The 20,799-nt window shown below is 68.9% G+C and carries 13 protein-coding genes; 5 read left to right on the top strand and 8 right to left on the bottom strand.

Annotated features, from left to right (window positions below):
• The coding region (locus BM070_RS20745; RefSeq protein WP_139222777.1) for a leucine zipper domain-containing protein at window positions 1–245 on the bottom strand (245 nt) is incomplete at its 3' end.
• A 98-nt stretch (window positions 246–343) separates the two neighbouring features.
• Window positions 344–1,297, bottom strand: coding sequence for a ketopantoate reductase family protein (locus BM070_RS20740; RefSeq protein WP_092941482.1), 954 nt, complete (start codon window positions 1,295–1,297; stop codon window positions 344–346).
• Window positions 1,298–1,487: 190 nt separating this feature from the next.
• On the opposite strand from BM070_RS20740, the gene BM070_RS20735 reads away from it, so the two are divergent.
• A complete protein-coding gene (locus tag BM070_RS20735; protein ID WP_092941480.1) occupies window positions 1,488–2,780 on the top strand; it encodes a LysR family transcriptional regulator in 1,293 nt (430 codons plus the stop codon).
• 34 nt (window positions 2,781–2,814) lie between these two features.
• Here BM070_RS20735 and BM070_RS20730 read toward each other — a convergent pair whose 3' ends face one another.
• The 3 genes from BM070_RS20730 to BM070_RS20720 form a co-directional block, all read right to left on the bottom strand.
• On the bottom strand, window positions 2,815–3,525 hold the full coding sequence (locus BM070_RS20730) for an alpha/beta fold hydrolase (RefSeq protein ID WP_092941478.1): 711 nt from the start codon (window positions 3,523–3,525) through the stop codon (window positions 2,815–2,817).
• A 46-nt stretch (window positions 3,526–3,571) separates the two neighbouring features.
• A complete protein-coding gene (locus BM070_RS20725) occupies window positions 3,572–4,912 on the bottom strand; it encodes an MFS transporter (protein ID WP_092941476.1) in 1,341 nt (446 codons plus the stop codon).
• Between the two features lie 400 nt (window positions 4,913–5,312).
• Window positions 5,313–7,733: a glucose/quinate/shikimate family membrane-bound PQQ-dependent dehydrogenase gene (locus tag BM070_RS20720; RefSeq protein ID WP_092941474.1), complete on the bottom strand. Its 2,421-nt coding sequence runs from the start codon at window positions 7,731–7,733 to the stop codon at window positions 5,313–5,315.
• A gap of 402 nt (window positions 7,734–8,135) precedes the next feature.
• Between BM070_RS20720 and ykgO the strand changes: the two genes are divergently transcribed.
• A complete protein-coding gene (gene ykgO / locus BM070_RS20715; RefSeq protein ID WP_092941472.1) occupies window positions 8,136–8,285 on the top strand; it encodes a type B 50S ribosomal protein L36 in 150 nt (49 codons plus the stop codon).
• Between the two features lie 132 nt (window positions 8,286–8,417).
• On the opposite strand, the gene rpoD is transcribed toward ykgO, so the two are convergent.
• Window positions 8,418–10,802, bottom strand: coding sequence for an RNA polymerase sigma factor RpoD (gene rpoD / locus BM070_RS20710; RefSeq protein WP_092941470.1), 2,385 nt, complete (start codon window positions 10,800–10,802; stop codon window positions 8,418–8,420).
• Window positions 10,803–11,135: 333 nt separating this feature from the next.
• A complete protein-coding gene (dnaG, locus tag BM070_RS20705) occupies window positions 11,136–13,139 on the bottom strand; it encodes a DNA primase (RefSeq protein WP_092941490.1) in 2,004 nt (667 codons plus the stop codon).
• A gap of 105 nt (window positions 13,140–13,244) precedes the next feature.
• Here dnaG and BM070_RS20700 point away from each other — a divergent pair, with 105 nt between their 5' ends.
• Window positions 13,245–14,033, top strand: coding sequence for an EAL domain-containing protein (locus BM070_RS20700; protein WP_217648961.1), 789 nt, complete (start codon window positions 13,245–13,247; stop codon window positions 14,031–14,033).
• A 42-nt stretch (window positions 14,034–14,075) separates the two neighbouring features.
• Here BM070_RS20700 and BM070_RS20695 read toward each other — a convergent pair whose 3' ends face one another.
• The gene (locus tag BM070_RS20695) at window positions 14,076–15,170 is read right to left on the bottom strand and encodes a mechanosensitive ion channel family protein (RefSeq protein ID WP_092941466.1); all 1,095 of its coding nucleotides are present in this window, start codon (window positions 15,168–15,170) and stop codon (window positions 14,076–14,078) included.
• A 340-nt stretch (window positions 15,171–15,510) separates the two neighbouring features.
• Between BM070_RS20695 and BM070_RS20690 the strand changes: the two genes are divergently transcribed.
• Together BM070_RS20690 and BM070_RS20685 are read left to right on the top strand one after the other, a co-directional pair.
• On the top strand, window positions 15,511–19,602 hold the full coding sequence (locus tag BM070_RS20690; protein WP_092941464.1) for a response regulator: 4,092 nt from the start codon (window positions 15,511–15,513) through the stop codon (window positions 19,600–19,602).
• Between the two features lie 53 nt (window positions 19,603–19,655).
• Window positions 19,656–20,795 carry a response regulator gene (locus tag BM070_RS20685; RefSeq protein WP_281245482.1) on the top strand — a complete coding sequence of 380 codons (1,140 nt, stop codon included), beginning with the start codon at window positions 19,656–19,658 and terminating at the stop codon, window positions 20,793–20,795.
• Window positions 20,796–20,799: the final 4 nt, after the last annotated feature.

Raw genomic sequence — 20,799 nt, 5'->3', positions numbered from 1 at the left:
AACTCGACGATGAGCAGCGCCTTGGATTCGTCGATGGCCCGGGGCGAGCGCGTTGGTCTGGAGGATGCATCGGCCAGGGCGGCTTCGCCACCGCTCAGATACCGGCCCAGCCACTTCCTGGCTGTCTGAGCGGTGACGCCTTGGGCGAGAGCTGCCTGGGCGGCGTCCTGGCCATGAATGGTCATCTGTTGAACCATCTCAAGTCGGCGGGCGAAGGTAAGTCGGGCATGCTTATGGGTGTTCATCCGGTTGGGTGTCCTGAGTCGATTGGGTGTTTGGCGACTTCCAGTCTCTCAAATCCAACCAGGATGAACACCGGATACAACCTATTGAAGCTTCACATCTAGCCCTGCTTGCCGGCCTCCACCACCTTCACCAGCACCCAGAGCGCCTGGTTCACCGGCGTCGCCACTCCCAGCGCCTTGCCGCGCTGCACCACATAGCCGTTGAGGTGGTCGATCTCGCTGGGCTTGCCCCGGGCAAGGTCTTGCGCGGTGGATGAGAGCTGCCCCGGCATGGTCGCCACGATGCCGCGCACGGCGGCGCGCACATCGCCCGGAATGCGGATGCCGTCCGCCTCCGCCACGGCCAGGCATTCGGCCACCACGTCTTCGATCACGTCGGCCACGCCGGTCGTCTGCATCAGCCGGCCGTAGGGCTGCTGCGCCAGCGCCGAGAGGGCGTTGTAGGCGCAGTTGATGACCAGCTTGGCCCAGAGCGCGCCGCGCTCGTTGCCGGACACTTCCGTGGCGATGCCGGCCGCGCTGAATTGCTGCGCGACGGTGGCGCTGGCGGGCGAGGGCGCGATCACCAGCTCGCCCCGGCCGTGGTGGCGCACGTGGCCGGGGCCCGCCATTTCGGTGGCGACATAGACCACGGCGGCGGCCACGGGGTGCGCATCGCCCAGAACGGTACGCACGCGTTCGTCGTTGTCCACGCCGTTCTGCAGCGTGAGCACCAGCGCGCCGGGCGCGAGGTGCGGGCGGATCTGGCGGGCGGCGTCTTCGGTGTCGGTGGATTTGACGCAGAACAGCACCACGTCGGCGCCGCGCACCGCGTCGGGGGTGGTGCCGGCCGCCATGGGCACGTATTCGTCCAGCGCGGCGGTCTGCAGCCGCAGGCCGTGCGCGCGGATGGCTTCGACATGCGCCTGCCGGCCGATCAGCGTGACCGCATGGCCGGCCCGCGCCAGCAGGGCGCCGAAGTAGCAGCCGACGGCACCGGCGCCCATCACGGCTATGCGCAGCAGCGGGGCTGCGATGGAGGCGGTCGCGTCGGTGGGCTGCGGTGTGGTCATGGGGCTCTTCTCCTCAAGGGCGGGGAGGATCGTACGACGGAGCGGGGCGCGCTGCTGGGCGGGTGAGGTGGCGTGGGGCCACCGGGTGCGCCCCTGCGAGCGATGTGCCGGGCTTATGGAAGAATTCCCCAGGGTCCTCACGCCCCTCGCCCCGCCGTCCCTCGATTCCTCCCGCTTTTCTCACGACGCCATGACTCCGTCTTCCGCCCCGCGGCCCGCTTCGGCGATCGGCGATGCCCAGGGCTTTCCGGCGCTGGCAGCGCAGCTGCGCCCGCTGCGGGCCTTGCTGGGCGTGGTCCGCCACGGCAGCACCACGCACGCCGCCCGGGCCATGCATCTGTCGCAGCCGGCCGTGGCGCGGGCGGTGCAGCAGCTGGAAGCCGCCTGCGGCGTGCCGCTCTTCCAGCGCGGCGCGCGCGGCATGATGCCGACTGCCCCCGGCAGCCAGCTGGCTGCACGTACCGAGGCCCTGCTGGCGCACCTGGTCAGCGGCGCGGCCGAGGCGCATGCGGCGGCCGTGGCCGCGCCGGGCAGCAACCGCCGCCGCGTGCCGGCGCCGCCGCGGTTCGCCGACACCGTGCCCGCCGGGCAGCTGCGCGCCCTGGTGGCGATCGCCGGCTGCGGCAGCGAATCCCTGGCCGCGCGGCGCCTGGGCATCGGCCAGCCGGCAGTGCATGCGGCGTTGGCGGGACTGGAAGACGCCCTGGCCCTGCCGCTCTTCTACAAGCTCGCCTTCGGCACCCGGCTGACGCCCGCGGGCGAGGCGCTGCTGCGCCGCGTGAAGCTGGCGCTGGCCGAGCTGCGGGGCATGGACAGCGATCTGTCCGCCTGGCGCGGCGCCGTCCGGGGCCGCGTGGTGGTGGGCGTGCTGCCGCTCTCGGTGGGCATCTTCCTGCCGCGTGCGGTGGAGGATCTGGCGGCGCGCCACCCCGACATCGAGGTCGCCATCGTGGACGGCACCTACGAAAGCCTCATGCAGCAGCTGCTGGGCGCAGACATCGACGCCATCGCCGGCGCCCTGCGCGCGGATGCGCCGGCTGGCGAGGTGCGGCAGCTGCACCTGTTGGACGACGATCTGGTGGTGGTGGCGCCCGCAGGCCATGCGGCCCTGCGCCGCAAGCGCCTGCAGCTGGCCGATCTGCTGCAGTGGCCCTGGGTGACGCCCCTGCCGGGCACGCCGGCGGACCATGCCCTGGTGCGGCTCTTCGCCAGCCATGGGCTGGCGCCCCCGCGTGGCGACCTGCGCGCCAGCAGCCCGGTGATGACGCAGGCCTTCGTGCTGCAGACCGGCCGGCTGGCGCTGGCATCGCACGGCGAATCGCTGCAGCACGACCATGGCGGGCAGCTGGCGATCGTTCCGGTGGCGCTGCCTTCCACGCGCCGGCGCATCGGGCTGGCGACGCGCGCCTTGAGCGTGGCCTCGCCCGATCTGGAGCTGTTCATGCAGGCCTGCCTTGAGGCGGCGGGCAACCGGCCTGCCTAGGGCGGGCGCAGGCCCTGCCGCTCAGTGGGGGCCTTCAGCGCTGCATCCACGTGGCCAGGGCGCGGCTGACCTGCGCGGGCTGCTCCATGGTGCTCATGTGGCCGCTGTCTTCGATCACCACCAGTTCCGACCCTGGGCAGAGGGCTTGCATGCGCTCGTGGCGCGCCAGGGGGCTCCAGCTGTCCTGCCGGCCGCAGGCCAGCAGGGTGGGGCACCGCAGGCGCTGCAGCACGGGGCTGGCGTCGGGGCGGTTCAGCAGGGCCTCGATCTGCGCGGCGAACACGTCGGGCGTGAAGCGCGCCACCATGTCCAGCACCTCGGCGAAGAGCGGCGTGTCCAGCCGGTCCGGGTGGACCATGCCTCGCGCCCACTGCGAGCCCATGGCACGCATGCCGTGCGTGCGCGCGGTCTGCAGCAGCGCCATGCGCTTGTCGCGTTCGGCGGTGCCGGCCTCGCCGGGCGCGATGGGCTCCATGCCGGTATCGAGCAGGGCGATGCGTTCGATGCGTTCGGGCGCCATGCCGGCCATCGCCAGCGCCACGCGTCCGCCCATGGAGTGGCCGGCGAGCGCGAAGCGGGGCGCTGCCACGCGCTCCAGCACCCGGCGGGCCATGGCTTCGATGCTCGAACAGTCGCCATACGAGGGCACGATGCAGTCGGCGAAATCAAGGGCTTGGGCCTGCTCGCGCCAGACGGCGTCGTCGCACAGCAGGCCGGGCAGCAGCACCAGGCAGGGGGAGCTCATGCAGGGTTCTCCAGATTCAGTCAGGCAGAGAGTGGGGCATCGGTCGTCAGTGCGCGCCGGCCACCTGCCCGCGCGGCAGCGCACTGCGGCCGGCACCCGTGGCCATCACCGCCAGCGCGGCGGCGATGAGCGGCAGGGCGAACACGTAGTAGAGCGAGGCGGGCTGCCAGCCACGGTCCAGCAGCAGGCCGGCCATGGTGGGCGAGAGGATGGCTCCCAGGCGGCCGATGCCGATGGTCCAGCCCATGCCGGTGGCGCGCACTTCGGCCGGGTAGGTGGAGGGCACCAGCCCGTAGAGCCCCGCCATGCAGGCGAACAGGAAGATGCCCATGCCGACGGCCGCGGCGAAGGCCCAGCCCAGGCTGGCCGAGGCCATGCCGAACAGCGCGGTGAAGAGGGCGTTGAGCAGTAGGCTGCCGATGGCCAGGTGCCTCAGCTTGGCCTTGAGCGCCAGCAGGCCGAAGAGGCTGCCGCCCGCGATGCCGCCCAGGTTCAGCAGCACGCCGCCGGTCACGCCCTGCTGGGCCGAGAGGCCCGCCTGCACCAGCAGCTTGGGCGTCCAGCTCAGCGAGAAATAGACGTTGAACATCAGCAGGAAGAAGCCGATCCACAGCATCAGCGTGGGGCGGGCCAGCCCGTTGCGGAAAAGCGCCGCCACCGTGTTGCCGCCTTGCGCGGCCTGGCTGCCGCGTGCGGGGGCCGGCAACTGCTGCAGGGCGGGGCGGCCCATGAGCGCCATCAGCCGGTTGAGCTTGCCGAGTGCGCCGGACGGGCGGCGGCTGATGAGGAAGTCCACCGACTCGGGCAGGCGCCACAGCACGATGGGCACCATCAGTGCCGTGGTGAGCCCGCCGAACACGAAGACCGAGCGCCAGCCGTGGTGGCCCAGCAGCCAGGCGGCCATGAGCCCGCCCAGCGTGGCGCCGATCGGATAGCCCGTGGCCTGCAGCGCGATGGCTGTGCTGCGCCATTTGCTGGACGAATACTCCGCCGTGATCACCCCCACGCTCGCCAGCATGCCGCCGATGCCCAGGCCGGTGATGCCCCGCAGCGCCGCCAGTTCGGCATGGTTGCGCGCGGCGGCCGACAGCAGCATGCCCAGCGACACGATGGCCAGGCACAGCAGGATGACGGGCTGGCGGCCATACCGGTCGGCCAGCGGCGCGATCAGCAGCGAGCCGATCGCCATGCCGATCAGCCCCGCGCTGAACAGCACGCCGAGCTGCGCTCCGCCCAGCTTCCATTCGGCCGCGACGGACGAGGCCGTGAAGGCCATGACCAGCACGTCGAAGCCGTCCAGCATGATGAGCAGGGTGCAGATGGCGACGGCCAGCCACTGGAAGGACGTCATCGCGCCTTCATCCATGTTCTTTCGGATGTCTGTCATACAAGTCCTCGTGGGATCAGGTTGTCTCTGTGCCCGGGGCCGCATCCGCGGGGCGCATTGGCGCGTTGTGTCTGTCGGCTGTGCCGGGTCGTTGTGGGGGCTCTTCTCTTCTTTCGCTGGCTTGGCTGTGTGGGGGTGGTGACCCTCCAGGCCCACGCAGCCTCGCCGACTGCAGTATTGCGGCGATGCCCATGCCGCGCCAATGCCGATGGGCGCCCGAGCGATGCGTTTTGCTGATGGGGTGCCTGCCTGCCTGCCTGCCTGCCTGCCTGCCTGGCGGCGCTGGCGTGCAGGCGCCGCCGGATACGGGCGAAAAAAAGGCCTGCCGTCGTTGCCGGACGGCAGGCCTTCTAGCAGGCGTTGGGGCGCGGCCTGGGCCGCGCCTTGGGGCTTCTATGCCTCAGCGCTTGGCGGGCAGCGCGTAGGCGATCACGTAGTCGCCGCGGTCGGGCGACTGGCGTGCGCCGCCGGCGGTGATCACCACGTACTGGCGGCCGGTCTTGGCCGACTGGTAGGTCATCGGGCCGCCCTGGCTGCCCACGGGCAGGCGGCCCTTCCAGGCTTCCTTGCCGTTGCTGCTGTCGAAGGCGCGCAGGTAGTAGTCCTGCGTGCCGGCGATGAACACCAGGCCGCCTTGCGTGGCCAGCGTGCCGCCCAGCGTGGGCATGCCGATGGGGATGGGCATGTGCATCTTCACGCCCATGGGGCCGGTGTCTTCCACCGTGCCGACCGGCACCTGCCAGGCGACCTGGCGGGTCTTCAGGTCGATGGCCGTGAGCGTGCCGTAGGGCGGTGCCTGGCAGGGAATGCCGGCCACCGACAGGAAGCGGTTCTTGTTGACCGCATACGGCGTGCCCTTGAGCGGCACGGCGCCCATGCCGGTGTTGACGGCTTCGCCGCCGCCGGCGGTGCCGCCGCGGTTGGCCGACGGGATCATCTGCACCCACAGGCCCAGGCGCATGTCGTTGGCGAACAGGAAGCCATGCACCGGGTCCACCGACAGGCCGCCCCAGTTCATGCCGCCCAGCGAGCCGGGGAAGCTGAGGGACACGTCCGTGCCCGGTGCGGTGTAGAGGCCTTCATAGCGCATCTTCTTGAAGGCGATGCGGCACAGCAGCTGGTCGAACGGCGTGGCGCCCCACATGTCGGACTCGGTCAGCGTCTGCGCGCCGATCTGCGGCATGCCCACCGAGCGCGGCTGGGTGGTGGAGTACTGCTCGCCGGGGATGTCGGCCGTCTTGACCGGCGTTTCCTTCACTTCGGTCAGCGGCTTGCCGGTGGCGCGGTCCAGCACGTAGATCTGGCCGGCCTTGGTGCCGATGGCGAGGGCCGGCACGGTGCGGCCACCCTCGACGGGGAAATCGACGAAGCTCGGCTGCATCGGCAGGTCGAAGTCCCAGAGGTCGTTGTGGACCGTCTGATAGACCCACTTCTCGGCGCCCGTGGAGGCGTCCACCGCGAGGATGGAGGCGCCGTACTTGTGGTTCAGGGCGGTGCGCTCGGCGCCGTACAGGTCGGTCGAGGGGCTGCCCATGGGCAGGAAGACGGTGTTCATGGCCGCGTCGTAGGACATCGGCGCCCACGAGTTCGGCGTGCTGCGCACGTAGCTCTTGCCATCGGCGGGAGCCTTCTTGTCTTCCGGGTTGCCCGGGTCGAACGCCCAGCGCATCTGGCCGGTGATGACGTCGAAGCCGCGGATCACGCCGCCGGGCATGTCGGCCTGCACGTTGTCGGCCACGCGGCCGCCCACCACCACCGTGGTGCCGGCCATCAGGGGCGGCGAGGTGAGCTGGTAGAACGGATCGGGCGCAGCGCCCAGGCCGGCCTTCAGGTCCACCTGGCCGTTGGTGCCGAAGCCCTGGCAGAACTCGCCCGTGTCGGCATCGACGGCGATCAGGCGGGCATCGATGGTGTTGGTGAGGATGCGGCGCTGGCAGTTGGCACCGGCGGGCAGGGCCACCGGCTGCACGGGCGTGGCGCCGGCCGTGGTGACGGGCGGCAGGGCGGCCTTGGCGTCGAAATAGGCCAGGCCCCGGCAGCGCTGCCAGACGGAGGATTTCGCATTGATCGCACGCTTCCAGATTTCGTGGCCGGTGTCGGCCTCCAGTGCGATCAGGTCGTTGTGCGGCGTGCAGAGATAGATGCGGTCACCGATCTGCAGCGGCGTGGTCTGGTCTTCGGCACCGTTGCCGTTGCTGATGGCGATGTCGCCCGTGCGGTACGTCCAGGCCACTTCGAGCTGGTTCACGTTGCTGCGGTTGATCTGGTCCAGCGCGGCGAAGCGGCTGCCGCCGTTGGTGTTGCCGTAGTTTTCCCAGTTCTTCTGGGCCTGGGCCGGGTCCACGGGCGTGAGGCCCGGGCCCTGGCCGTTGGCGGCCACGGAGGGGTGCGGCACGAACATGCCACCGAAGGCAGCCACCAGCACCACGGCCAGCACGCCGGCCACGCCATAGGCACGGCGGCCGCGCGGTGCGGCGAGGCTGGGGTAGACCAGCGCCACCAGCAGGCCGAGCACGCCCAGCGCGAAGAGGCGCGAGAAGAGCGGCCAGAAAGACCAGCCCGCATCGACGAGGGCCCACACCACGCTGGCGGCCAGCGTCAGGGCGTAGAGCCAGGCACCGGAGGTGCGGCCGCGCCACAGCAGCACGCCGGCCACCAGCATGGCCAGGCCTGCCGGCGCGAAGTACAGGCTGCCACCGAGCCGTGCCAGATAGAGGCCGCCGCCCAGGAAGGCGAGGCCGAAGATGACGCTCAGGGCGCCGACCAGCCTTGCGGCCCAGCGGGATCGCCCGCCGGAATGAGGCTGCTGTTCTACGTTCATGGAATATTCCTCTTTTGTTTTGTTGCAAGTGGTATTTTCCCGCAATGCCCATAGCTTTGATGTCAATCAGCGGGCGGGCGTAAAAAATGCCCGCCTTCTTGCTGCATCGGAGCGTCGGGAGATGCCTTTCCAGTGCACGAAGCCGATCAGCGCGAGGAGGGGCTTCATGGCCAGGGGCCGCCGAGCGTCTCGAACTCCAGCGGTTTCGTGCTGAACGCGCCTGCCGTCGGCAAGGACGGGTGATGATTCGGCAGGCAAGGAAGAGGGGCGGGAAGTGCGTTCATGGATTTCCTCGGGCTGGCTCCGGGATGTTTGGATCGCTATCAAATGATAATCAATCTCATTTGGTGCTAGACTCGCGCTCCCTTTCCACCTACCTCGCAGCCTGCTGCGTATCGCCTCATGCAAGTCCTCTCCTCCCTCAAGGAAGCCAAGAAACGCCATCGTGATTGCCAGGTCGTCACGCGCCGTGGGCGCACGTATGTGATCTGCAAGTCCAACCCCCGCTTCAAGGCGCGCCAGGGCGGCGCCAAGAACAAGCGCAAGAAGTGAGGGCAGCCGGCTGCCGGGCGCGGCATTGGGCGCTGCAGCCGTGCTGAAATGAAAAAAGCCCCGGCCGGTGGGCACGGGGCTTGGGATCGCGCTCAAGGCAGGCGGGGCCTGCCTTGCGGCTGGATCGCCTGATCAGAGCGAGTCGATGAAGCTGCGCAGCTTGTCGCTGCGGCTCGGGTGCTTGAGCTTGCGCAGCGCCTTGGCTTCGATCTGGCGGATGCGTTCGCGGGTCACGTCGAACTGCTTGCCCACTTCTTCCAGCGTGTGGTCGGTGGACATCTCGATGCCGAAGCGCATGCGCAGCACCTTGGCTTCACGCGGGGTGAGGCCGTCCAGGATGTCTTTCACCACGTCGCGCAGGCCGGCCTGCATGGCGGCATCGATGGGGGCGGTGTTGGCGCCGTCCTCGATGAAGTCGCCCAGGTGGCTGTCGTCGTCGTCGCCGATCGGCGTTTCCATGGAGATCGGCTCCTTGGCGATCTTCATGATCTTGCGGATCTTGTCCTCAGGGATCTCCATCTTCGCGGCCAGGATGGAGGCATCCGGCTCGAAGCCGAATTCCTGCAGATGCTGGCGCGAGATGCGGTTCATCTTGTTGATGGTCTCGATCATGTGGACCGGGATGCGGATGGTCCGCGCCTGGTCGGCGATCGAGCGGGTGATGGCCTGGCGGATCCACCACGTGGCGTAGGTCGAGAACTTGTAGCCGCGGCGGTATTCGAACTTGTCCACCGCCTTCATCAGGCCGATGTTGCCTTCCTGGATCAGATCCAGGAACTGCAGGCCGCGGTTGGTGTACTTCTTGGCGATGGAGATCACGAGGCGCAGGTTGGCCTCGATCATTTCCTTCTTGGCATCGCGCGAGGACGATTCGCCCTCGTTCATGCGCTTGTTGATGCTCTTGAGCTCGGTCAGCGGCACCACCACGCGCGACTGCAGGTCCATCAGGCGCTGCTGCAGTTCCTGCACGGGCGGGATGTTGCGCTGCAGCACGGTGCTCCAGGGCTTGCCGGCCGCGGCCTGCTTCTCGACCCACTTGAGGTTCAGCAGGTTGGGCGGGAATTCCTTGATGAACACATCCTGCGGCATGCCGCACTTGTCCACGATGATGCGGCGCAGCTCGCGTTCCTTCTTGCGCACGTCGTCCACCTGGCCGCGCACCATGTCGCACAGCTTCTCGATGGTCTTGGCGGTGAAGCGGATGGTCATCAGCTCTGCCGACAGGGCCTGCTGGGCCTTCATGTAGGCGGGCGTGCCGTAGCCTTCCTTGTCGTAGATCTTGTGGACCTTCTCGAACAGCTCGCGCATGGTGTCGAAGCGCGAGAGCGCCTCGCGCTTGAGTTCTTCGAGCTTCTTGGTCAGCGCCTTGGAGCCGCCCTTGCCGTCGTCGTCGTCCTCTTCGTCGAATTCGTCGAAGTCTTCTTCGGCCACGTAGTCGTCGGCTTCGTTGGGGTTGGAGAAGCCGTCCACGATGGTGGAGATGACGACCTTGCCCTCACGGATCTCCTCGCCCATGGCCAGGATCTCGGCGATGGTGGCGGGCGAGGCGCTGATGGCTTCCATCATGGCCTGCAGGCCGCCTTCGATGCGCTTGGCGATCTCGATTTCGCCTTCGCGGGTCAGCAGCTCCACGGTGCCCATTTCGCGCATGTACATGCGGACCGGGTCGGTGGTGCGGCCGAATTCGCTGTCCACGGTGGAGAGCGCGGCTTCGGCTTCTTCTTCGGCTTCCTCGACGGTGGCGGCCGTGGGCGTCACGTTGTTCTGGAACAGCGTTTCGGCATCGGGCGTCTGCTCGTACACGGCCACACCCATGTCGTTGAGCATGGTGACCACGACTTCCATGGTCTCGGCATCGACCAGCTTGTCGGGCAAGTGGTCGGAGATTTCGACCTGCGTGAGGTAGCCGCGCGTCTTGCCCAGCGTGATCAGGGTCTTCAGGCGCGAGCGGCGCTTGGCCAGGTCTTCTTCGGACAGGACGGTTTCGTCCAGGCCGAATTCCTTCATCAGCGCGCGTTCCTTGGCTTTGCTGATCTTCATGCGCAGCGGCTTGACCTTCTCGGCCGGGGCGGCTGCGGCGGCTTCGGGTTCGGCCTCGACCTCGCCTTCGAGGTCCGCTTCGATGTCGGACAGGTCGGCATCGTCCGCGACGTCGGAGTCGGCTGCTGCCTTGGGCTTGCGGCCGCGCTTGGCCGGCGTCTTGGCTGCGGCGGCGGTGCCGGCGGCCTTGGCCGGGCGGCCCGGGCGCTTCTTGGGCGCGGCTTCGTCGTCGCCTGCGGCGTCGGCGGCAGGAGCCGCCTTGGCGCGGGCGGGCTTTTTCTTCAGCAATTCATCGGCAGCTTTGATGAGCTCGGCAGAACTTTTCACAGGTACGGTCTTGGTCTTGTTGGCTGCGGCACCGGCGGCGGACGGAGCGGCCACGGCTTTCGCGGAGGCTGGCGCAGCGGATTTTGAAACGGCCTTGGCGGCGGGGGCTGCGGCGGACTTGGGCGACTTCGCGGACTTTTGAACGGGCATGGACAACCTCAAGGATCAAAGACGGACACACAAAGAAAACGCAAGCGCCACTATTTCCCGGCGCGGGTGGCACGGCGCGGGCTCGCTGCCCGCGCGGCTGGAGAACGCCACGAGCCTCTTCAGAGCAGTGAAGAGGGCTCAAGGTTCTCGGTGGCAAGATGTCTGGGCGAACATTTGGTGTGCAGTCCTTGCGGCAGGTGGGGCGGTTGTGCGCGTTCGTCACGGTTGCCCCGGGGCCGGAGGTATTGCTGTCGCTCTTGCCGGTGAACCCTACATTATACCGGCACGGCCGATTTCAAGGGTTGCAATAAAGCTGCAGGTCCGCTAGGCGCGTCAGGCGGCGCGCAGGGGGATGCCGCGCAGTTCCTTGATGCGCTGCTCCAGCGCCTGGTAGCGCGCCAGGGCGTCCGGCTCGCGGGTGATGCGCGTGACCAGCTCCTTTTGCTGCTGCATGAAGTCTTCGATGAGCATGCGGTCGAGCAGGCCGCGCAGTTCGCCGCGCAGCTCGGCCGTGTCGCCTTCGGTCTGGGCGTGCGAGCCGGTCATCACGCGTTCGGCCGTGGCGGCGCAGGCGTGGCCGCGCAGGCTTTCGAGCAGCAGGGCCCAGGGCTGGGGGCCGTGCTCGTGCAGCTGGCCTTCCAGCCAGGTGAAGAGCGGGCCGTGGGGCGCGGGCTGGGCGCAGAGCGTCGCATGGTCTTCGTGCGACAGCTCTTCCATGAATTCCATATGCGAGAGCAGCAGCCGCGCCGCGTGGTCGGCTCGGCTGGCGAGCGGGGTGCGCGGCAGCGGCGGCTGGGCCGGGCGGTCGTCCTTCTTCCAGCGGCTTTTCCAGTCGCCTTTCTTCCAGTCTCCGCCCTTGTTGAAGGGTTTTCGCGGGTAGCTCGGGGCGCCGGATTCGGCCCCCGGGTGCCAGCCGCCGTCGGCGCCGGAGCCCTGGCCCCAGGGCGGTTCGTCGGCATAGGGGGCGTATTCTTCCTGCGCCGGCCGGGCCGTGCCGCCGCCACTGCCACCGCCGCTGCGGGCCGCATCCTGCGCGCCGGTCTGCTGCCAGAGTTCGGCAAGGTCCTTGGCGTTCAGCTGGCCGAGTTCGCCCAGCTCGGAGAGCAACTGGCGCTTCAGCGCGCCGTCGGGCAGCGCGGACCACAGCGGGCGGGCGTTGCTCAGCATGTGGGCGCGGCCTTCCGCCGTGCCCAGGTCGCAGCCTTCGCGCGCGGCTTCGACCAGGAAGCGGCTCAGTGGCATGGCGTCGCCCACATGGCGCGCGAAGGCGTCGGTGCCGTATTCGCGGATGAAGCTGTCGGGATCGTGCTCTGCCGGCAGGAACAGGAATTTCACGCTGCGCGTGTCGCTGGCATAGGGCAGGGCGCCGTCCAGCGCCTTGCGCGCGGCACGGCGGCCGGCCGCGTCGCCGTCGAAGCTGAAGACCACCATGTCGGTGAAGCGGAACAGCTTGTGGACGTGCTCGGCCGTGCAGGCCGTGCCCAGGGTGGCGACGGCATTGGGAAAGCCGAGCTGGGCCAGCGCCACCACGTCCATGTAGCCTTCTGTGACGAGCGCGAAGCCGTGTTCGCGGATCGCCGTGCGGGCTTCATAGAGGCCGTAGAGCTCGCGCCCCTTGTGGAACACCGGCGTTTCGGGCGAATTGAGGTACTTGGGTTTTTCGTCGCCCAGCACCCGGCCGCCATAGCCGATGCATTCGCCCTTGACGTTGCGGATCGGGAACATCACCCGGTCGCGGAAGCGGTCGTAGCGCTTGCCGCCGTCTTCCTCGTTGACGATGACCAGGCCGCTTTCTTCCAGCAGCGGGTCGTCGTATTGCGGGAACACGCTGGCCAGGCCGCGCCAGCCTTCGGGCGCATAGCCCAGGCCGTAGCGCTTGGCCACCGCGCCCGACACGCCCCGGCCCTTGAAGTAGGCGATGGCCCGGGACGAATCGCGCAGGTGGCGGCGCCAGGATTCGCCCGCCTTTTCCAGCACGTCGGTCAGCGTGGCCTGCTTCTGCCGCTGGGCAGCGGCGCGTTCGCGTTCCTGGGGAGAGACGTGGTCGTCGGGCACCTGCAGGCCGGTCTGCTGGGCCAGGTCGTGGACGGCTTCCACGAAACCCATGCCGGCATGGTCCATCAGGAAGCCGATGGCATTGCCGTTCTTGCCGCAGCCGAAGCAGTGGAAGAACTGCTTGGACGGGCTGACGCTGAACGAGGGCGACTTCTCCCCGTGGAAGGGGCACAGGCCCATGAAGTTCGCCCCCGCCTTCTTGAGCGGCACGTACCGGCCCACGACATCGACCACGTCGACGCGCGAGAGCAGCTCCTGGATGAAAGACTGGGGAATGGACACCCGGGCATTTTCGCCGATGGCGCGGAAGGTGCCGATGTGCATGCAAGCTGCATTCGAGGTCTTGTCCTTCAAACGCAGTTAGCGAGATTTGTTACCCTTTGGCACATGTCGCTCGCCAAACCCCCTCGGCCCGAGTTTGCGGCCTCTGCCGGTGTCACCCCTTCGCCCTGCGGCCTGTGCCGGGATGCGGAGCCGCTCGACTTCACCTTCACGATGGCCTTCCAGCCCATCGTGGACCTGCGCCTGCGCAAGGCGGTGGCCTATGAGGCGCTGGTGCGCGGCACCGACGGCAGCGGCGCCTACAGCGTGCTGCAGCGCGTGACGCAGGACAACCGCTATGCCTTCGACCAGCTCTGCCGCATCAAGGCGGTGGAACTCGCCAGCCGCCTGGGCATGGAGGGCGTGCTGCACATCAACTTCCTGCCCAACGCGGTCTATCAGCCCGAGACCTGCATCCGCGCGACGCTCATGGCTGCCGAACGCTGCGGCTTCCCGATCGAGCGCATCGCCTTCGAGGTGGTCGAGCAGGAGAACGTGGTGGACAAGGCCCACCTGAAGAACATTCTGCAGTCCTACAAGCGCCGGGGCTTTCGCACCGCCATCGACGATTTCGGTGCGGGCTATGCGGGCCTGAGCCTGCTGGCCAATTTCCAGCCCGACCAGATCAAGATCGACATGGGCCTGGTGCGCGGCATCGACGCCGACCCGGTGCGCCAGGTAATCGTCAAGGCCATCCTGGGCGTGTGCCAGTCGCTGCACATCGAGGCGCTGGCCGAAGGCGTGGAGACGGTGGCCGAGCTGCAATGGCTGCATGCCGAGGGCGTGAACGTGTTCCAGGGCTATCTGTTCGCCCGGCCTGAAATCGAAACGCTGCCGCAGATCACCTGGCCTTGAGGGGTTCCCCGTAGCCGGCTCCGTGCGGGAGCGGCGGTGGCATCACGGCAGCTGCGAGGTGGCGGCCTGCGCCGGGCCGCGCCCCGCATCCGACGGCACGCTGTCAGCCGGCATGCGCACCTGGGGCAGGCAGTCGGGATATTCGCGCTGGATGAAGGTGACCAGCGCCTCGCGCACGCGGCAGCGCAGGTCGAAGGCCAGGCCCGAAGAGCGCGCCGAGACCAGCACGCGGATCTGGATGGTGCGCTCGGTCACGTCGGTCAGCTGCAGCACCTTCACGCGCTTGTCCCATTCGGGCGCGGTCTCGAGCACGCGGTCGAGTTCGGCGCGCAGGGGCTCCAGCGGCATGCGGTAGTCGGTGTAGAGGAACACGGTGCCCAGGATCTCCGAGCTGTTGCGCGTCCAGTTCTGGAAGGGGTGCTCGATGAACCACTGCAGCGGGATGATGAGCCGACGCTCGTCCCAGATCCGCAGCACCACGTAGGTGCCGGTGATTTCCTCCACGCGGCCCCATTCGCCTTCGATGATCAGCACGTCGTCGATGCGGATGGGCTGCGCCAGCGCGATCTGCAGGCCGGCGATGAGGTTGCTGAACACCGGCCGTGCCGCGATACCGGCGACCAGGCCCACCACGCCGGCCGATGCGAGCAGGCTGGCGCCCACCTGGCGGGCGCCCGGAAAGGTCATCAGCATCATCGCCAGCCCGGCCATGAAGATCCCCGACATGGCGGTGCGCGCCAGCACGCGCGCCTGGGTGGCGATGCGCCGGGCCTGCAGGTTGTCTTCCACGTCGGCCGGGTGCCGGGCGATGATGCCCGCCGCCAGCCCGCGGATGGCGCGCATCGCCAGCCAGGTGGCGCAGGCGATCACCAGCAGGCCGTTGAGATGGCGCACGCCTGCGATGTAGCGCTGCTCGTCGCTGGCCGCATGCCACACCAGCTGCAGCGCGACCAGGGGCAGCAGCACGCGCATGACCGGCACGCAGGCCCGCACGACGGCGTTGAGCAGCGGCGCGGCCCGTGTGGCACGCAGCGCCACCATGGCGGCGACGCGATGGCCGAGCGCGGCGAGCGAGGCGGCCATCAGGGCGGCGATGGCGGTGGCGAGCCAGGGGGAAAGCTGCAGGGAGTCGAGCATGGAGCGGGGGGGGATGCGTCGATCAGGCGAAGCGTGCCTGCGACGGACATGAAGCGCAGGTAAAACGGGTGTGTGGCAACGCTAGCCGCAAACACGGCTGGGCGGTGTCGGATAGCCGCGCTCCTTCATGGAATTTTGTCAAGTAACTGTTAAAAAAAGACGCCCACGCAGGGTAACGTTTTGACATGCTCCGCACAATCCATGCCCGTTTGCTGATAGGCAATCGCTTGCCCACCGGCCCCCCTGCCTACCACGCCCGTTCTTCCAACGTGATGCTTTCATTCCGCCATTGCGACGCCTCCTCGCCCGAGTCCGGCTGCGGCGTCTTCGGGAGACCGGCGTGAGTCAGCCGCGCCGCGCCGAGGGTGCGCCGGGAGCGCTCCTGGGCCGCGCGCTCGACCGCCCCCTGCGGTGGTGGCGCGGCGCCCTGCTGGTGGTGGTGGTGGCGCTGGCCGGCGCAGCGCTGCTGGTCGAGGCCGTGCTGGAGGTGCGCACCGTCGATCGCGTGCAGGACAGCGCGCTCATCCTCCAGAACGCGGCGAACGCGCTGATCAACCAGACGAGCAACGGCCCCATCCTGGGCGCGGTCGTGCTGCTGGGGCTGGCCGAACCCGACCTGAAGGCGATGGCCCTGCGGCAGCCCATGGCGGACCAGGGGCGCGCCCAGTCGCGTCTGGCGCTGGTGCGCGAGCGCTTCCTGGGCGACGGCCTCTATGTGCTCGCGGCCGACGGCACCGTGGTGGCCCACGACACGGCCGGACCGTCCGCCGTGGGGATCAACCTGGCCTTCCGGCCTTATTTCCAGCAGGCGATCAAGGGCGGCGTGTCGGTCTATGCCGCGGTGGGCGTCACGTCGGGCGACCGCGGCCTGTATTACGCGGCGCCGCTCTATGAAAAGGAGTCCAGCGCGAGCGCCATCATCGGCGTGGTGCTGTTCAAGGCCGCCTTCGAGTCCTTCGAGGGCAGCTTCAACCGTGTGGGCCACCCCGTCTTGCTGATGTCGCCGCAGGGCGTGGTGTTCGCCGCCACCGATTCGCACTGGCTCTACGCCATGACCTCGCCGCTCACGCAGCAGCGCATCGACCAGGTGCGCGCGCTGCGGCAGTTCGGCGACCGCTTCGACAAGGGCGGTGGCTCCGAGCTGCCCTTCACGGCCGATGCGAAGCAGACGCTCATCAACGACGTGCCCTACGCCATCGTCCGGCGCAACATCGACTGGAACGACCCCGAGGGCCCCTGGCAGCTCGTGATGCTGGACGACGTGGGCGCGCTGATGCCGCTGGGCGAGCGGCTCTGGGTCGGGGGCGCGGCCTTCTTCGGCCTCCTGGTGCTGGGCGCGATGGTGCTGGACATGGTGGGCAACCGCCGGCGCATGCGGGCGGCGCGCGAGCGCTTCCGCGTGCTGGGGGCCGCGCTCGAGAACAGCCCCGTGGCGGTCACCATCACCGATGCCGAGGGCCGCATCGAATGGGTCAATGCGGAGTACGAGCGCAAGACGGGCTACCGGCGCCCGGAGGTGCGCGGCAAGAAGCCGTCCATCGTCGCCAGCGGCCAGACGCCGCCAGAGACCTTCAAGGACATGTGGGCCCAGCTCACCGCCGGGCGTTCCTGGCAGGGCCACTTCATCAACCGCCGCAAGGACGGCACGCTCTTTCACGACGAGGCCACGCTGTCGCCGGTGTTCGACGAGCGCGGCCAGCGCATCGCCATCGTGGGCCTGCACGAGGACGTCACCGAGCGGCGCGACCTGCAGGCGCAGCTCGCCTCGCAGCTCGCCTTCCAGCAGGCGCTGACCGAGGCCATTCCCGTGCCGATCTTCTACAAGGACGAGCAGGGCCGCTTCATCGGTTTCAACCGTGCCTACGAAGAGGCCTTCGGCATCCGCCGCGAGGACTACATCGGCAAGACCGTGCTGGATCTGCCGTTCTTGCCCGAGGAGGAGCGCATTCGGCTCAAGCGCTACGAGGAAGAGATGGTGGCCGGCAGCAAGTGGCTGCACATGGAGCGGGATCTGCGCTATGCCGACGGCAAGCTGCACCGCAGCCTGTTCTGGCTGCATGCGCTCGACCGGCCCGACGGCTCGCCGGGCGGCACGATCGGCACCCTGGTGGACATCTCCGAGCGCATGGAGGCCGAGATCGAACTGCGCCGCGCCAAGGAGCTGGCCGAGGAAACCGCGACGCTGAAGTCCAACTTCCTGGCCAACATGAGCCATGAGATCCGTACGCCCATGAACGCGATCATCGGCATGTCGCATCTGGCGCTCAAGTCGGGCCTGAACGCGCGGCAGATGGGCTATGTCTCCAAGATCCAGCAGGCCGGCCAGCACCTGCTGGGCGTGATCAACGACATCCTCGACTTCTCCAAGATCGAGGCCGGCAAGCTGCAGGTCGAGCGCCAGCCCTTCATGCTCGACCGCATGCTGGGCGGCGTGGCCGACGTGGTGGGCTACAAGGCCGCCGCCAAGGGGCTGGAGCTGGTGCTGGATGTCGCCTCCGACGTGCCCCAGCACCTGGTGGGCGATGCCCTGCGGCTGGGGCAGATCCTCATCAACTTCGCCAACAACGCCGTCAAGTTCACCGAGCAGGGCGAGATCCACGTGCTGGTGCGCCTGGTCGAATCCTCGGGCCAGCGCGTGCTGCTGCGCTTCGAGGTGCGCGATACCGGCATCGGCATCGCCCCGGAGCAGATGGAGCGCCTCTTCCAGAGCTTCCAGCAGGCCGATGTCTCCACCACCCGCCGCTACGGCGGCACGGGGCTGGGCCTGGCCATCTGCAAGAGCCTGGCGGAGCTCATGGGTGGCGAGGCCGCGGCCGAAAGCACGCTGGGCAAGGGCTCGTCCTTCTGGGTCACGGTGCCGCTGGAGCGCGGCGCCGAGCCGCGCGAGCAGGCCCCGCTGCCGGTGGCGGGCCTGCGCGAGCAGCGCGTGCTGGTGGTGGACGACAACGAGACCGCCGCCGCCGTGCTGGCCGACATGCTGCAGGCCATGGGCTTCGAGGCCACGCAGGTGCATTCCGGGGCGGAGGCGCTGCGCACGCTCAAGCAGGCGCAGGCCGACGGGCACGGCTTCGGGCTGCTGCTGCTGGACTGGCAGATGCCCGTGATGGACGGGCTCGAACTGGCCCGCCGCATCCGTTCGCTGGGGCTGGACCAGGTGCCGCAGCTGCTGATGGTGACCGCCTACGGGCGCGAGGAGCTGCTGCGCTCCGCGCAGAAGGAAGGCATCGACTCGGTGCTGGTCAAGCCGGTCAGCGCATCGGTGCTCTACGACACGCTGATGCAGCCGCTGGAGCACGGCTGGCTGCCCAGCCATGCGCCGCTGCTGCAGACCCCGCAGCCCGAAGAACTGCCGGCATCGCTGCGCGGTGCGCGCGTGCTGCTGGTGGAAGACAACGAACTCAACCAGCTGGTGGCGCTGGAGCTGCTGCGCGACGCCGGCCTGCAGGTGGATGTGGCCGGCAACGGGCAGATCGCGCTGGAATGCATCGCCCGCCAGTCCTACCACGCCGTGCTCATGGACATGCAGATGCCCGTGATGGACGGCGAGACGGCCACCCGCCAGCTGCGGGCCGACCCCCGGCATGCGGCGCTGCCCATCATCGCCATGACGGCCAACGCCATGGCGGAAGACCGCGAGCGCTGCTTCGCCGCCGGCATGAACGACCACGTGGCCAAGCCGATCGAGCCGGAGGCCCTCTGGGCGGCGCTGGCGCGCTGGATACGCCCGCATGCGGAACCGCAGGCTGCGGGCGCCGTGCCGGCTCCGGATGCCGCCCTTCACTCGGCCAGGCCCGCGGCGGCGGCGGGGCCTGCCGTGCCGCGCCCGCCCGTGGTGGTGCTGCCGCGCGGCATTGCGGGGCTCGACACGGCCCTGGGCCTGCAGCGCGCGCTGGGCAAGCCCGCGCTCTATGCCGACATGCTGCGCCGCTTCGTGCAGGGCCAGCGCGGCATCGACCGCGCGCTGGAAGAGGCCGAGCACACCGGCGACACGCCACGCGCCGAGCGGCTGATGCACACCCTGCGCTCCGTGGCCGGCAACATCGGCGCCGCGGGCCTCGCGGAGCAGGCCCTGGCGCTGGAGCAGTCGCTGCGCGCCGGCGAGTCGGCCATGCTGCGCGAGCCGCTGCGCGACGCCATGGCGCTGTCGCTGTCCGTGCTGCTGCGCGGCCTGCAGGAGTGGCTCGATGCCACCCGGCCGCAGCACGAGCCCACCGTGCCGCCCGGCCCGGATGCACTGCCGCCGGAGCAGGCCGCGCGCGAGCTGGCCGAACTGCTGCGCCGCGACGACCCGGCCGCGCTGGACTGCCTGCAACGGCACCGCGCCGTCCTGCAGGCCGCTCTGGGCGACACGTTCGACACGCTCGAGCGCGTCACCCGCGATTTCGAATTCGAGCAGGCACTGGCCTTGCTCGACCGCCTGGGCCCGCTCTGAGCGGCAACCCGGCCTTGCCCCCACCTCTCCAGACTTCAGGCAGGACAACCACCATGGCTTTCGACGCGCAGACCTTCATGCCGGGCCCCCAGGACCGGCCGGCCGACAAGCCGAGCGCCACCGTGCTGGTGGTGGACGACACGCCCGACAACCTCACGCTGATGGGCAACCTGCTGCAGGGGCGCTACCACGTGCGGGTCGCCAACAACGGCGAGAAGGCGCTGAAGATCGCGCGCAGCGAAGCGCCGCCCGACCTGATCCTGCTGGACATCATGATGCCCGGCCTCGACGGCCACGAGGTCTGCCGCCAGCTCAAGGCCGACCCCGCCACGCGCGACATTCCGGTCATCTTCCTCACCGCGCGCTCCGAATCCGAGGACGAGCGCGTGGGGCTGGCGCTGGGCGCGGTGGACTACATCACCAAGCCGATCAGCCCGCCCATCCTGCTGGCGCGCGTGCACACGCATCTGGCGCTCAAGGCGACGGCCGACTTCCTGCGCGACAAGAGCGCCTACCTGGAGCGCGAGGTGGCCCTGCGCACGCTGGAGGTGCAGGCCATCCAGGACGTGACCATCATGGCCATGACCTCGCTGGCCGAAACCCGCGACAACGAGACCGGCAACCACATCCGCCGCACGCAGCTCTACGTCAAGGTGCTGGCCGAGCGGCTCTGCCACCACCCCAAGTTCGAATACCTGCTCAACGAGCGCACGATCGACCTGCTCTACAAATCCGCGCCGCTGCACGACATCGGCAAGATCGGCATTCCCGACAGCATCCTGCTCAAGCCCGGGCCGCTCACGCCGGAGGAGTTCGAGATCATGAAGACCCACACCACGCTGGGCCGCGATGCGATCGAGAAGGCCGAGCGGCGCCTGGGCATGCGCGTGGCCTTCCTCAGCATGTCCAAGGAGATCGCCTACAGCCACCAGGAGAAGTGGGACGGCAGCGGCTACCCCCAGGGCCTGGCCGGTGACGACATCCCCGTCTCCGCCCGCCTGATGGCCGTGGCCGACGTGTACGACGCGCTCATCAGCCGGCGCGTGTACAAGGCAGCCTTCACGCACGAACAGGCCTGCGGCACCATCATCAGGGGCCGGGGAACGCACTTCGACCCCGACATGGTGGATGCCTTCGTCGATATCGCGGACGATTTCCGCTCCATCGCCCAGAAGTACCCCGATCCTGACTGAGCCG

This window comes from Paracidovorax wautersii, assembly GCF_900113035.1.
Taxonomy (GTDB): Bacteria; Pseudomonadota; Gammaproteobacteria; order Burkholderiales; family Burkholderiaceae_C; genus Paracidovorax; species Paracidovorax wautersii.
The sequence above is the reverse complement of the archived record's forward strand: the minus strand, read 5'-3'. Positions and strand labels throughout refer to the sequence as shown.

What these genes read in the sequence shown, in the direction of transcription:
- rpoD (WP_092941470.1), bottom strand. Translation starts at nt 10,802, where the DNA reads ATGCCCGTTCAAAAGTCCGCGAAGTCGCCCAAGTCCGCCGCAGCCCCC.
- ykgO (WP_092941472.1), top strand. Translation starts at nt 8,136, where the DNA reads ATGCAAGTCCTCTCCTCCCTCAAGGAAGCCAAGAAACGCCATCGTGAT.
- BM070_RS20735 (WP_092941480.1), top strand. Translation starts at nt 1,488, where the DNA reads ATGACTCCGTCTTCCGCCCCGCGGCCCGCTTCGGCGATCGGCGATGCC.
- BM070_RS20730 (WP_092941478.1), bottom strand. Translation starts at nt 3,525, where the DNA reads ATGAGCTCCCCCTGCCTGGTGCTGCTGCCCGGCCTGCTGTGCGACGAC.
- BM070_RS20685 (WP_281245482.1), top strand. Translation starts at nt 19,656, where the DNA reads ATGGCTTTCGACGCGCAGACCTTCATGCCGGGCCCCCAGGACCGGCCG.
- BM070_RS20725 (WP_092941476.1), bottom strand. Translation starts at nt 4,912, where the DNA reads ATGACAGACATCCGAAAGAACATGGATGAAGGCGCGATGACGTCCTTC.
- BM070_RS20720 (WP_092941474.1), bottom strand. Translation starts at nt 7,733, where the DNA reads ATGAACGTAGAACAGCAGCCTCATTCCGGCGGGCGATCCCGCTGGGCC.
- BM070_RS20700 (WP_217648961.1), top strand. Translation starts at nt 13,245, where the DNA reads ATGTCGCTCGCCAAACCCCCTCGGCCCGAGTTTGCGGCCTCTGCCGGT.
- BM070_RS20695 (WP_092941466.1), bottom strand. Translation starts at nt 15,170, where the DNA reads ATGCTCGACTCCCTGCAGCTTTCCCCCTGGCTCGCCACCGCCATCGCC.
- BM070_RS20740 (WP_092941482.1), bottom strand. Translation starts at nt 1,297, where the DNA reads ATGACCACACCGCAGCCCACCGACGCGACCGCCTCCATCGCAGCCCCG.